Genomic DNA, 14,171 nt, shown 5'->3' with positions numbered 1-14,171 from the left:
ACGCATAGATGTGATATACAAATCGAGGGTTTAGGCTCTCGATTTGTGCTAAAGGTCAGTAGTTCAATTGGTAGAGCGTCGGTCTCCAAAACCGAATGTTGGGGGTTCGAGTCCCTCCTGGCCTGCCAAATTTTTAAAAAAGAAGCTTGATGCTGGTGAAACTGGTCATATAATAAGTCGCGAATCCTACGACGAGTACAAAAATGTCGAATGATAAATCACGTGACGCGATAAGCGAAGCGGCAATTCCTCAAAGAAATAATCCTGTTGAAGTTGTAAAGTCTGGTTCTCCGATAGATGTAATTCTATGGGTTATCGCCTTGATTTTATTGGTGGGTGCTATGATGGTAAGTCAATATTTACCAGCATATTGGGCGCCTGCGAATGATGTTTGGGTGCGTGTTGGGGTAATTTTGGCTTGTATCGTTGTGGCTTTAGGTTTATTATACGCCACCCATCAAGGCAAAGGCTTTGTTCGCTTATTAAAAGATTCGCGAATTGAGTTACGTCGTGTGACTTGGCCGACAAAGCAAGAGACTGTGACCACATCTTGGCAAGTTCTTGCAGTTGTAGTAATTGCTGCTATTGTATTATGGTGCTTTGACTACATCTTAGGCTGGTTAATGAAGTTTATTATCGGGTAAGAGAGCTATGAAACGTTGGTACATTATTCATGCCTATTCAGGTTATGAAAAACAAGTGATGCGTTCACTTAATGATCGAATCCAGCGTAGCGCTGTTGCCGATAGCTTTGGTGAAGTTCTTGTCCCTACTGAAGAAGTAGTGGAAATGAAGGACGGTAAGAAACGCAAATCTGAGCGTAAGTTCTTTCCTGGCTATGTGTTAGTCGAAATGGAAATGAATGATGAAACTTGGCACATTGTTAAAGAATGTCCAAAAGTATTAGGTTTCATTGGTGGTACTGCTGAAAAGCCTGCCCCGATTACGCAACGTGAAGCAGACGCTATTCTTGCACGCGTGCATAACAAAGGTGAAGCACCTCGTCCTAAGACGATGTTTGAACCTGGTGAAGAATTACTCGTTATTGATGGTCCATTCACAGACTTTAAAGGTGTGGTGGAAGAAGTTCTTTACGAGAAATCACGTTTGACGCTTACGATTAATGTATTTAATCGACCAACACAAGTTGAGTTGGAATTTCGACAAGTCGAAAAAACAATTTAATCAGTTTTGGTTGAAACGGCTCGGTCTATTTTATATAGATCGGGCATTGTTGTTGTAACGGTATCGTTACTTGTAAATGATGGGGAGCCTTCATCGGCGCTAGTACCCAGAGGTAATTGAAATGGCTAAGAAGATTGACGGCTATATCAAGCTGCAAGTTCCAGCTGGTAAAGCAAATCCATCTCCACCGATTGGTCCTGCACTAGGTCAACGTGGTGTTAACATCATGGCATTCTGTAAAGAATTCAATGCTGCGACACAAAAAGTTGAAGCTGGTCTTCCAATTCCAGTAGTGATCACTGTGTACAACGACAAGTCGTTCACATTCATCATGAAAACTCCACCTGCTGCTGTTCTTCTTAAGAAAGCTGCTGGTATCCAAAAGGGTTCAGGCGTACCTAACAAAACTAAAGTAGGTAAACTAACTCGTGCTCAACTAGAAGAAATTGCGACTACTAAAGAACCAGATCTTACTGGTGCTGATTTAGACGCTCGTGTACGTACCATTGCTGGTTCTGCACGTTCTATGGGCTTGGAAGTGGAGCTATAAGACATGGCTAAGTTAACTAAACGTCAAAAAGCTATTGTTGCTGCTGTTGAAGCACATAAAGTTTACACGCTAGAAGAAGCTGTTGCTGTATTGGCAAGCCTTCCTGCACCTAAATTCAAAGAATCTTTGGATGTAGCTGTAAACCTAGGTGTTGATCCTCGTAAATCTGACCAAGTTGTTCGTGGCGCGACTACACTTCCTGCAGGTACTGGTAAAACTGTACGTGTTGCTGTGTTTGCTCAAGGCGCTGCTGCTGAAGCTGCTAAAGCTGAAGGCGCGGACGTAGTTGGTTTTGATGACCTTGCTGAAAGCATCCAAGCGGGTAATCTTGACTTCGACGTAGTAATTGCTGCTCCAGATGCAATGCGCGTTGTTGGTAAATTAGGTACTATCCTTGGTCCACGTGGCTTAATGCCAAACCCTAAAGTGGGTACTGTAACTCCTGACGTAGCGACTGCAGTTAAAAATGCAAAAGCTGGTCAAGCACGTTACCGCGTAGACAAAGCTGGTATTATCCATGCTGCGATCGGTCAAGTAGGTTTCACTGCTGAAGCTGTTCGTTCAAACGTTGAAGCGCTTATCGCTGACCTTAAGAAAGCAAAACCTGCTACTTCTAAAGGTGTTTACATCCAAAAGATCACTTTGAGCTCAACTATGGGTCCTGGTTTGATCGTTGATGTAGCAAACGTTTCTAAATAAGTTTCGACTTATTACAGAATTTTAAAGCCCTGAGTAGAAATCAAAGTACTGCTTTGATTTCTACGCAAGAAACGTTCCGTCTCTTGCGAACTTAGGCAGACTTTGAATTGATAAATGTAAGTTTGTCAGCGTCAAAGACCTCGGGCGAGGGGCGTTTATGCTCTTTTCTTAATATTCCAGCCTGAGTAGACGCGGTGGTGTGATTTGTTCATCCTCCGCGTGTAAATCCAAATTGGATTTACGAACTGGGAGTGCATCTGTATAGATGCATAAATCACCGTTAGGAGGTTTTACAATGGCTCTTCTTATCGAAGGCAAAAAACAGATCGTAGCTGAAGTAACTGAAGTTGCTTCTACTGCATTTGCTGCTGTTGTTGCTGACTACCAAGGTTTAACTGTTGAGCAATTAACTGCTCTACGTGTTGAAGCTCGTAAACTAGGTGTTGCTACTCGCGTAGTTCGTAACACTTTGGCTAAACGCGCTCTTCAAGATACTCAATTCAATATCTTGAACGACAACCTTGTTGGCCCAACAATCTTAGCTTTCTCAACTTCTGAAGACGACATGGGCGCTGCTGCTCGTTTGTTCGAAGAATTTGCTAAAACTAACAAAGCATTTGAACTTAAAGCTGCTGCATTTGACGGCAAACTTTATCAAGGTGCAGAAGTTAGCGTTATCGCGAACCTTCCAAACCAAGAAAAAGCGCTTACTATGCTTGCATCTGTTCTTCAAGCTCCTATTTCGAAATTGGGTCGCCTTATTACTGCGCTCAAAGAGAAAAACGAGTCAGAAGCTGCATAAGCTCAAACTTAAACACACACCATTCAATACCCATTTGGAGTTACTCTCATGGCTTTAACAAACGAAGAAATCCTAAACGCAGTTGCTGAAAAAACTGTTCTTGAACTTGTTGAACTTATCTCTGCTTTCGAAGAGAAATTCAACGTTTCTGCTGCTGCTGTAGCTGTGGCTGCTGCTCCTGGCGCTGCTGCTGCTGCTGAAGAACAATCAGAATTCAACGTTGAGTTGACTTCTTTCGGTGCGAACAAAGTTGCTGTAATTAAGGCAGTTCGTGAAGCTACTGGCCTTGGCTTGAAAGAAGCTAAAGACATGGTTGAAGGCGCACCTGCAGTTCTTAAAGAAGGCGTTTCTAAAGAAGAAGGCGAAGAACTTAAGAAGAAACTTGAAGAAGCTGGTGCTACAGTTACACTTAAGTAATCTTAAGAGGAGTCGGTTTTTTTATAACCGGCTCCAGAAAATGGCTGGTGCCCCTTGGGTCATCAGCCTTTTTGCGTTACAATAATCGGCTCGATTTTTGTTTGCATGATATAAAAATCATACAAATTGAAAATAAACATAATGATCAAACGCTTACCAATATTTTTCAGTTCTAAAAAATATTGTTAAGCGTTTTAATACCACTATAAATTGCAGCATTTGTAAAAGTGGTGGCCATATCGGCCTGCGTAATTCTTTCTGAACCCGTTCTGCAGGCGGGTTCAGTTTACTTTCCGAGGACTCCAGATGGCATACTCATATACCGAAAAGAAACGGATCCGTAAGAATTTTGGTAAATTGCCCAAAGTGATGGATGTTCCGTACTTGCTCGCGATCCAAGTCGACTCGTACCGAACTTTCTTGCAAGACGGTAAAACTCCAAAAAACCGCGAAGATATCGGTCTCCAAGCCGCATTTCGTTCAGTTTTTCCTATTGAAAGTTATTCTGGCAATGCTGCTTTAGAATTCGTTGAGTATAGTCTTGGTAAACCAGAATTTGATGTGCGCGAATGTATTCTTCGTGGCTCAACTTTTGCGGCACCAATGCGTGTAAAAATTCGTTTGATCATCAAAGATCGTGAAACGAAATCAATCAAAGACGTACGTGAACAAGAAGTGTACATGGGTGAAATGCCACTCATGACCGACAACGGTACTTTTGTCATCAATGGTACTGAGCGTGTAATCGTATCTCAATTACACCGTTCGCCAGGCGTGTTCTTTGACCACGATAAAGGCAAGACACACTCAAGCGGTAAAGTACTTTACTCAGCACGTATCATTCCTTACCGTGGTTCATGGTTGGATTTCGAATTTGATGCGAAAGACCTTGTATATGTACGTATCGACCGCCGTCGTAAATTGCTTGCGACTGTGGTTTTACGTGCGCTTGGTTATGGCAACGAACAAATTCTCGATATGTTCTACGAGAAAGTGCCTGTATACCTAGACATGGGTAGCTACCAAATCGATCTAGTGCCTGAACGCCTACGTGGTGAAATGGCGCAGTTTGATATTGCTGGTGCTGATGGCAAAGTAATTGTTGAACAAGGTAAACGTATTAACGCGCGCCACGTTCGTCAAATGGAAGCATCTGGCTTAGAAAAATTATCAGTGCCTGATGAATACCTATACGAACGTATTATTGCTGAAGACGTCGCTCTACGTGACGGTGAAGTGATTGCAGCGAATACTGTATTGAGCCATGAAATCATGGTGAAATTGGCTGAAGGCGGTGTTAAACAGTTTAACGTATTGTTTACCAATGACATTGACCGCGGTTCATTCATTGCTGACACATTACGTGCAGATACAACATCTGGTCGTGAAGAAGCACTTGTAGAAATCTACAAAGTGATGCGTCCAGGCGAGCCACCAACGAAAGAAGCTGCAGAAAACTTGTTTAATAACTTGTTCTTCTCTTCTGAACGTTATGACTTGTCACCTGTTGGACGTATGAAGTTCAACCGTCGTTTAGGTCGTCCTTACGAAGTTGGTACTGATCAAAAATCACGTGCAGTTGAAGGCATCCTTTCTAACAGCGACATCACTGATGTATTAAAAACATTAGTTGAAATTCGTAACGGTAAAGGCGAAGTCGACGATATCGATCACTTGGGTAACCGTCGTGTTCGTTCTGTTGGTGAAATGACTGAAAACCAATTCCGTGTTGGTCTAGTTCGTGTAGAACGTGCTGTGAAAGAGCGTTTGTCTCAAGCAGAAACTGATAACTTGTCTCCGCAAGATTTAATCAATGCGAAGCCAGTCGCTGCTGCAATCAAAGAATTCTTTGGTTCAAGCCAATTGTCTCAGTTCATGGACCAAAACAACCCGTTGTCTGAAATTACACACAAACGCCGTGTATCAGCATTGGGCCCGGGTGGTTTGACTCGTGAACGCGCAGGCTTCGAAGTGCGTGACGTACATCAAACTCACTATGGTCGTGTATGTCCAATTGAAACGCCTGAAGGTCCAAACATTGGTTTGATCAACTCGCTTTCTGTTTATGCAAAATGTAATAACTTCGGTTTCTTGGAAACTCCATACCGTAAAGTTGTTGATGGTCGTGTAACAGATGACGTTGAATACTTATCTGCAATTGAAGAAGTAGGTACTGTTATTGCACAGGCCGATTCTATGGTTGATGCAGATGGTAGCTTATTAGAAGAATTCGTATCTGTACGTCACCAAGGTGACTTCGTACGTATGCCTCCAGAAAAAGTAACGCACATGGATGTATCTGCACAGCAGGTTGTATCTGTGGCAGCGTCACTTATTCCATTCCTTGAACACGATGACGCCAACCGTGCATTGATGGGTTCAAACATGCAACGTCAGGCTGTTCCGACTTTGCGTGCTGATAAGCCACTTGTTGGTACAGGTATGGAAGCAAACGTAGCACATGACTCTGGCGTGTGTGTACTTGCTGGTCGTGGCGGTCGTATCGAATTTGTTGACGCATCACGTATCGTGATTCGTGTGAACGAAGAAGAGATGGTAGCGGGTGAAGCAGGTGTAGATATCTACAACTTGATCAAATACACACGTTCAAACCAAAACACATGTATTAACCAAAACGTTGTTGTACGTTTAGGTGACAAAGTTGCACGTGGCGATGTTCTTGCTGATGGTCCATCAACAGATGGCGGTGAGCTTGCACTTGGTCAAAACATGCGTGTAGCGTTCATGACTTGGAACGGTTACAACTACGAAGACTCGATCTTATTATCTGAGCGTGTACTTCAAGAAGACCGTTTAACTTCGATTCATATCCAAGAATTATCATGTGTAGCGCGTGATACAAAATTGGGTGCTGAAGAAATCACTGCTGATATCCCGAATGTGGGTGAAGCTGCGCTTTCTAAACTTGATGAATCAGGTATCGTTTACATTGGTGCGGAAGTTACTGCTGGCGACATCCTTGTTGGTAAAGTAACGCCTAAAGGTGAAACGCAGTTAACGCCAGAAGAAAAATTGCTTCGTGCAATCTTCGGTGAAAAAGCAGCTGACGTTAAAGATTCATCTTTACGTGTATCTTCAGGTGTTAAAGGTACTGTTATTGATGTTCAAGTGTTTACACGTGACGGTCTTGAAAAAGACGAACGTGCTCAAGCAATTGAAAAAGCACAGCTTGATGCATACCGTAAAGACTTGAAAGAAGAGTTCAAAATCTTCGAAGAAGCGGCACGTGAACGTATTGTTCGCTTGTTAAAAGGTCAAGAATCTAACGGTGGCGGTACAACTAAACGTGGCGATAAGTTAACAGAAGATTTATTGACTGGTTTAGAACTTCCAGACTTGTTGGAAATTCAACCAGTTGATGAAGGTATCGCAGAACGTTTAACTCAAATTCAAGTGTTCTTAAAAGAGAAGGGCATTGAAATTGATGAGAAATTTGCTGAGAAAAAACGCAAACTTTCTACAGGTGATGAGCTTACAACTGGCGTATTGAAAGTTGTTAAAGTTTACTTAGCTGTAAAACGTCGCATCCAACCGGGTGATAAAATGGCGGGTCGTCACGGTAACAAAGGTGTTGTATCTAACATCCTACCTGTAGAAGACATGCCACACGATGCAAACGGTGTACCTGTTGATATCGTATTGAACCCGCTCGGTGTACCTTCACGTATGAACGTGGGTCAGATTCTAGAAACTCACTTGGGTATGGCTGCAAAAGGTCTTGGCGATCAAATCGACAAGATGATGCAAGAGCAACGTACCGTACTTGAGCTTCGTGCATTCTTAGACAAGATTTACAACAAAGTTGGTGGCGAACAAGAAGATCTTGATAGCTTAACTGATGAAGAAATCTTGGTACTTTCAGGTAACTTGCGTAAAGGTGTTCCTTTAGCGACTCCTGTATTTGACGGTGCTGAAGAAGGCCAAATCAAAGAATTGCTTGAACTTGCGAACATCTCACGTACTGGTCAAACAGTATTGTTTGATGGCCGTACTGGTGAACGTTTCGACCGTCCTGTAACTGTAGGTTACATGTACATGCTGAAACTGAACCACTTGGTAGATGACAAGATGCATGCGCGTTCTACTGGTTCTTACTCTCTAGTAACGCAACAGCCATTGGGCGGTAAAGCTCAATTCGGTGGTCAGCGTTTCGGTGAGATGGAGGTCTGGGCACTAGAAGCTTACGGTGCAGCATACACGCTTCAAGAAATGCTAACTGTGAAGTCGGATGACGTTGAAGGTCGTACCCGTATCTACAAAAACATTGTAGATGGTAACCATTATATGGACCCAGGTATGCCTGAATCGTTCAACGTATTGACCAAAGAGATCCGTTCTTTAGGTATCAACATTGAACTGAAAAATGGTGACTAAGAAATCTCCCCCGACCCCTCTTTAAAAAAGAGGGGAGAAAGTCCCCCTGAGTAAAAGGGGGATTTAGGGGGATTCTTGGGATTCCCAATTCAGTTAAAAAACAATATTTGTGACCCAGTTGTTGAGTGAAAATCTCCACAACACACGGAGAAAAAAATTGAAAGACTTGCTCGATATCATGCGCAAAAAGACGGATTCAGACGGTCATGCTCCTGTAGAGTTTGACCGCATCCGTATTGGTCTTGCGTCACCAGAAATGATTAAGTCATGGTCTCACGGTGAAGTTAAAAAGCCAGAAACCATCAACTACCGTACGTTCAAACCAGAACGTGATGGTTTATTCTGTGCCAAAATCTTTGGTCCAGTAAAAGATTACGAATGCTTGTGTGGTAAATACAAGCGTATGAAATACAAAGGCGTCATTTGTGAAAAATGTGGCGTTGAAGTAACAACTGCGAAAGTTCGTCGTGAACGTATGGGTCACATCGAATTAGCATCTCCAGTTGCGCACATTTGGTTCTTAAAATCACTTCCTAGCCGTATTGGTCTTTTATTAGACATGACGCTACGTGATATCGAACGTGTATTGTATTTCGAATCTTACGTTGTAACAGATCCAGGTATGACTCCTTTTGAGAAATACCAACTTCTTAACGATGAAGAATACTTCAATGCGTTAGAAGAACACGGTGACGAATTCACAGCGAAAATGGGTGCTGAAGCGGTTCAAGACTTGTTGAAAGACATCGATCTTGAAAACGAAATTTCACGCCTACGTGAAGAAATTCCAAACACAACTTCAGAAACTAAGCTTAAGAAAGCTTCTAAGCGTTTGAAGTTGATGGAAGCGTTCAAAGATTCGAACAACAAACCAGAATGGATGGTGTTGACTGTACTTCCAGTTCTTCCACCAGACCTTCGTCCGTTAGTACCACTTGAAGGTGGTCGTTTCGCGACTTCTGATTTGAACGATCTTTACCGTCGTGTGATCAACCGTAACAACCGTTTAAAACGTCTTCTTGACCTTGCAGCGCCAGACATTATCGTACGTAACGAAAAACGTATGTTACAAGAGTCTGTAGATGCATTGCTTGATAACGGTCGTCGTGGTCGTGCAATTACAGGTTCGAACAAACGTCCTCTTAAATCTTTGGCAGATATGATCAAAGGTAAACAAGGTCGTTTCCGTCAAAACTTACTTGGTAAGCGTGTTGATTACTCTGGTCGTTCTGTAATTACCGTAGGTCCATCTTTACGCTTACACCAATGTGGTCTTCCGAAGAAAATGGCACTTGAATTATTCAAGCCATTCATTTTCGCTAAACTACAAGCATCTGGCCAAGCAACAACCATTAAAGCTGCGAAGAAAATGGTTGAGCGCGAAACTCCAGAAGTTTGGGACGTTCTTGCATCTGTAATTCGTCAACATCCAGTAATGTTGAACCGTGCGCCAACACTTCACCGTTTAGGTCTTCAAGCATTTGAACCTATTCTGATTGAAGGTAAAGCGATCCGTCTTCACCCGTTAGTTTGTGCGGCATTTAACGCCGACTTCGACGGTGACCAAATGGCGGTACACGTTCCATTAACACTTGAAGCTCAATTAGAAGCTCGTGCGTTAATGATGTCTACAAACAACATCTTGTCTCCAGCGAACGGTGAGCCAATCATCGTACCGTCTCAGGACGTTGTCTTGGGCTTGTATTACATCACACGTGATGCAATCAATGCCAAAGGTGAAGGCATGGTGTTCGCGGATACTGACGAAGTAAACCGTGCACTTGCAACTGGTCAAGTTGATCTACACGCTCGTGTTAAAGCACGTGTACATCAAACAGTGATTGATGAAAACGGTAACCGTGAGCATCAAACTATTGTTGTAGACACAACACCTGGTCGTTGTTTGCTTTGGGAAGTTGTACCTGAAGGTATGGATTTCCAACAAATCAACGTTGAGATGACCAAAAAGAATATCTCTAAGATTATTAACTCTTGCTACCGTAAATTAGGTTTGAAAGATACAGTTATCTTTGCTGATCAATTGATGTACTTGGGTTTCCGTCAAGCAACTCGTTCTGGCGTTTCGGTGGGTATGGAAGACATGCTTATTCCACCAAACAAAGAAGCGATTATTGCGAAATCAGAAGCTGAAGTTCGTGAAATCGAACAACAGTTCGAACAGGGTTTCGTAACTGCCGGCGAACGTTATAACAAAGTTGTCGATATTTGGGCGCGTACAAACGACCAAGTAGCGAAAGCGATGATGGACAACTTGTCTTTCACCACTGTTAAAAACAAACAGGGTGAAGATGAGAAGCAAAAATCATTCAACTCGATCTATATGATGTCTGACTCAGGTGCCCGTGGTTCGGCAGCTCAGATTCGTCAGTTAGCGGGTATGCGTGGTTTGATGGCGAAACCAGACGGTTCGATCATTGAAACACCAATTAAAGCAAACTTCCGTGAAGGTTTGACAGTACTTCAGTACTTCATTTCAACACACGGTGCGCGTAAAGGTTTGGCCGATACAGCATTGAAAACTGCGAACTCTGGTTACTTAACTCGTCGTCTAGTAGACGTTGCACAAGACTTAGTAATTACTGAGCCTGACTGTGGCACGCTTGGCGGTCTAGTAATGACACCATTCATTCAAGGTGGCGACGTTATCGAGAACTTAGGTACTCGAGTATTGGGTCGTGTACTTGCTGAAGATGCGAAGAAACCAGGTTCTGATGACGTGATTCTTCCACGTAATACGCTCATCGATGAAAAACTTGCAAACTACTTAGAAGAGCAAGGTGTCGATGAAGTTAAAGTACGTTCAGTTGTAAACTGTGAATCGACTTTTGGTGTATGTGCGAAATGTTACGGTCGTGACTTGGCACGTGGTCACTTGGTGAACCCAGGTGAATCTGTTGGTGTAATGGCTGCTCAATCAATTGGTGAGCCAGGTACACAGTTAACAATGCGTACCTTCCACGTGGGTGGTGCTGCAAGCCGAACTTCTGCTGCTAACAGCATCCAAGTACGTAACAAAGGTACAGTACGTTTCCACAATGTGAAAACAGTACAACACGCTAAAGGTCACTTGGTATCGACATCTCGTTCAGGTGAGATCGGTATTGCGGATGACATCGGTCGTGAACGCGAACGTTATAAAATCCCGTACGGTGCATCAATCATCATTAAAGATGGTGAAGCTGTTGAAGCGGGTGGTATCGTTGCAACTTGGGATCCGCATACACATCCACTTGTTACAGAATTCGCAGGTAAAGTACGTTTCAGCCAAATCGCTGATGGCGTAACTGTTACTTCGAAAACTGATGATGCAACAGGTATGACAACAATCGAAATCTTACCAGTGACTTCACGTCCTGCGTCAGGTAAAGATATGCGTCCTGCAGTTGTATTGGATCAGGCTGATGGTTCTGAACAGTTCTACTTCTTGCCACAAAACACCATCCTAACTGTTCGCGATGGCGAAACAATTGGTGTGGGTGACGTTATTGGTCGTGTACCGCAAGAATCTTCACGTACGCGTGATATTACCGGTGGTTTGCCACGTGTAGCTGACTTGTTCGAAGCGCGTAAACCAAAAGAGCATGCAATTCTTGCTGAAATTTCAGGTGTTGTAAGCTTTGGTAAAGAAACTAAAGGTAAAAACCGTTTAGTGATTACTCCGGATGATGGTTCTGAGATCTACGAAGAATTGATTCCAAAATGGCGTACCATTAACGTGTTCGAAGGCGAACATGTGAACCGTGGTGAAACGATTTCTGATGGTCCACAAAACCCACATGACATCTTACGTCTGAAAGGTGAAGTGGCGTTGACCAACTACATCGTGAACGAAGTTCAAGACGTATACCGTCTCCAAGGTGTAAAAATCAACGACAAGCATATTGAAGTTATCGTACGTCAAATGCTTCGTAAAGTTGATATCACTGATGGTGGTGATACAAGCTTCATTAAAGGCGAACAAGTGGATTACATCCGTGTGATGGGCGAGAACCAAGCTGTTCTTGCGCAAAACAAGTTCCCAGCGAAGTTTGAACGTCAATTGATGGGTATTACGAAAGCATCGCTTTCTACTGACTCGTTCATCTCTGCTGCATCGTTCCAGGAAACAACTCGTGTGTTAACTGAAGCTGCTGTAACAGGTAAAGAAGATGACTTACGTGGTCTGAAAGAAAACGTTGTTGTGGGTCGTCTGATCCCTGCGGGTACTGGTCTTGCTTACCATTTAGAACGTCGTCGTCAAGAAGCAGAAGCGGCAGAGCTTGAGCTTCACAATGACTTCTCAGATGTTGACCAAGCGCTTAGTCAAGCATTCAGCGATGAGTTTAACGGTCTTTAATTAGTCCTTTAAACCAAGCAGAAAAAAGCCACCTTCGGGTGGCTTTTTTATTGTGAAAAATAAAGCTTTATTCTAGGTTTAAAATTACCTATATTAAAAATATAACAACGTAATTTATATCTTATTAATAACTTTAAACGATTAGGGTCACACACATGAAAATCAGTAAATCATTATTTCCTCTCGCATTGCTCTCTATGTCAGCGTCTGTAATTGCGGCACCGATGCCCCATAGCATTCAAATTCAAGACAAAGCCATTGTGCCTGTGTTAAAGACAGAAGTGATTCGCCGTACGGCTGGTGAGGCACCTGTTCGACAAGTGAGTGCAACGGTTTTAGAGATGACCAATCATGGCAAAGACATTGTGGCGCGTGAAATTGAGTTGCAAGATGGGCAAGAAACATTTTCAGAGCAACAGTTATCAGCACCTGTTGTACAAAAAGGCAGTGTGATTATTCCAACGTCGAAAATTGAATTGAGCACTACGGTTAAGCAAGATGGTGAAATCATTTCTAAGAGCAAAAAAATTGACGCAGAAGGTATGGAGTTTAAAAAAGATGCCGCACCTGTGAAGCGTACCTTACAACTAGATCAACGTCAGGACCCGAAGAGTAGTGCAAAAATTTCACATGCAGTGCAAACCACAAATGGAGCTGTAACGCGCGATATTACGGTACTCAGCGAAGGGGATAATGTTCTACCTTTAGAGTAAGCAGTTGGTAGCATAAATTGCTAAAATTACTCCTGGGATAGGCGCTTATTTACAAATGACAGCAAATTCATGCTGAGACGTAACAATATAAGCCATATCTATCTTTAGAATAATTGTATTCTATTGAAAAAGTAGCGGGGAATTAGAGATGAACATGAAAAAAACAATGGCTGTACTTTCAGTTGCGCTATTTTCAACTGCAATGTTAGCAGGCTGTGAAAGCATGAATGCAAATGAACAGCGAATTGGTGCTGCAGCTTTAGGTGGTGCAATTGGCGGTGGCGTTGGTAACAGCGTTGGTGGTGGCACAGGTTCAGCAATTGGTGGTGGTGCAGGTGCAGCAGTCGGTAGTAAAGCACAAGGCGGTTCAAACCGTAATGCAACCTACAGCGGTGTAGGTGGTGCAATTGGCTCAGCTGTAGGTAAGAGCGTATTTGGTGGTAATGCTGGTGCAGCCATTGGTGGTGCAATCGGTGGTGGCGCTGGCGCTGCAATTGAACAAAAACGCTAATCGTGATTGTTAAAAAGCGCTTGAATCTTCAAGCGCTTTTTTTATTTGCGTGCTCGGGGTTGTTTACGACGGATGTAGAGCGTCTTTTGCACTTCAGCAATACGCAGTCCAGCCTCATCAAAGATATTCAGGCTGTAGTTGCGAATCACGGGTGCATAGTTCTCTGCCAATGATTTAATGTGGTCGACTTCTTGAAAGTCTAAACGAATGTCAGCATACACGGTGCCACGGCCAGGCGAGAGAAACTGAATCGTAGCAGCTTTATCCCAAACGATGTATTTAGAACCCAAGTGGTGCATAAGAATGAGCATATAAAATGGATCTACCATCGAATATAAACTACCGCCAAAATGCACTCCAACAATATTTTGGTTTTTACGGGTGAGAGGCATTTTGACCCGAATGTGATAATTGGGCAGATCAATTTGATCGATTTCAATCCCAGCACCTTTATAAGGCGCATAGTGATTGATCAGGAATTTCGAGACAATAGGTATTGTCATAATTTTTTTGAATAGGCTCATAAAGGTCAATTTCTTTTT

At 42.9% G+C, this 14,171-nt stretch carries 11 protein-coding genes and 1 tRNA gene; 11 read left to right on the top strand and 1 reads right to left on the bottom strand.

All coding sequences use genetic code 11. From position 1 onward, the window contains the following. Positions 1 to 52: 52 nt before the first annotated feature. The 11 genes from D9K81_RS01640 (at position 53) to D9K81_RS01590 (ending at position 13,629) form a co-directional block, all read left to right on the top strand. A tRNA-Trp gene (locus D9K81_RS01640) sits at positions 53 to 128 on the top strand. 75 nt (positions 129 to 203) lie between these two features. Beyond that, the gene (gene secE / locus D9K81_RS01635) at positions 204 to 644 is read left to right on the top strand and encodes a preprotein translocase subunit SecE (protein ID WP_120374581.1); all 441 of its coding nucleotides are present in this window, start codon (positions 204 to 206) and stop codon (positions 642 to 644) included. A 7-nt stretch (positions 645 to 651) separates the two neighbouring features. Then, positions 652 to 1,185, top strand: a complete 534-nt coding sequence (gene nusG, locus D9K81_RS01630; RefSeq protein WP_106985572.1) for a transcription termination/antitermination protein NusG — start codon at positions 652 to 654, stop codon at positions 1,183 to 1,185. Between the two features lie 121 nt (positions 1,186 to 1,306). Continuing rightward, positions 1,307 to 1,735, top strand: a complete 429-nt coding sequence (rplK, locus tag D9K81_RS01625; RefSeq protein WP_120374582.1) for a 50S ribosomal protein L11 — start codon at positions 1,307 to 1,309, stop codon at positions 1,733 to 1,735. A 3-nt stretch (positions 1,736 to 1,738) separates the two neighbouring features. Further along, positions 1,739 to 2,434: a 50S ribosomal protein L1 gene (gene rplA / locus D9K81_RS01620; protein ID WP_120374583.1), complete on the top strand. Its 696-nt coding sequence runs from the start codon at positions 1,739 to 1,741 to the stop codon at positions 2,432 to 2,434. A 295-nt stretch (positions 2,435 to 2,729) separates the two neighbouring features. Beyond that, entirely contained in the window at positions 2,730 to 3,236 is a 507-nt protein-coding gene (gene rplJ / locus D9K81_RS01615; RefSeq protein ID WP_120374584.1) for a 50S ribosomal protein L10, read from the top strand. Between the two features lie 48 nt (positions 3,237 to 3,284). After that, entirely contained in the window at positions 3,285 to 3,653 is a 369-nt protein-coding gene (gene rplL / locus D9K81_RS01610) for a 50S ribosomal protein L7/L12 (RefSeq protein WP_004813560.1), read from the top strand. Positions 3,654 to 3,959: 306 nt separating this feature from the next. Then, positions 3,960 to 8,048, top strand: a complete 4,089-nt coding sequence (gene rpoB / locus D9K81_RS01605; RefSeq protein WP_120374585.1) for a DNA-directed RNA polymerase subunit beta — start codon at positions 3,960 to 3,962, stop codon at positions 8,046 to 8,048. A 157-nt stretch (positions 8,049 to 8,205) separates the two neighbouring features. After that, positions 8,206 to 12,405 (top strand): DNA-directed RNA polymerase subunit beta', encoded by a 4,200-nt coding sequence (gene rpoC, locus D9K81_RS01600; protein ID WP_120374586.1) that lies wholly within the window; start codon positions 8,206 to 8,208, stop codon positions 12,403 to 12,405. Between the two features lie 155 nt (positions 12,406 to 12,560). After that, entirely contained in the window at positions 12,561 to 13,118 is a 558-nt protein-coding gene (locus D9K81_RS01595) for a hypothetical protein (protein WP_120374587.1), read from the top strand. A gap of 154 nt (positions 13,119 to 13,272) precedes the next feature. Next, on the top strand, positions 13,273 to 13,629 hold the full coding sequence (locus D9K81_RS01590; protein WP_120374699.1) for a DNA transfer protein p32: 357 nt from the start codon (positions 13,273 to 13,275) through the stop codon (positions 13,627 to 13,629). A gap of 41 nt (positions 13,630 to 13,670) precedes the next feature. Here the strand turns inward: D9K81_RS01590 and D9K81_RS01585 are convergent, their stop codons facing one another. Next, positions 13,671 to 14,153, bottom strand: a complete 483-nt coding sequence (locus D9K81_RS01585) for a DUF4442 domain-containing protein (RefSeq protein ID WP_120374588.1) — start codon at positions 14,151 to 14,153, stop codon at positions 13,671 to 13,673. Positions 14,154 to 14,171: the final 18 nt, after the last annotated feature.

The sequence above is a fragment of the Acinetobacter chengduensis genome (assembly GCF_003664645.1).
Taxonomy (GTDB): domain Bacteria; phylum Pseudomonadota; class Gammaproteobacteria; order Pseudomonadales; family Moraxellaceae; genus Acinetobacter; species Acinetobacter chengduensis.
This window is presented reverse-complemented; position numbering and strand designations above follow the sequence as displayed.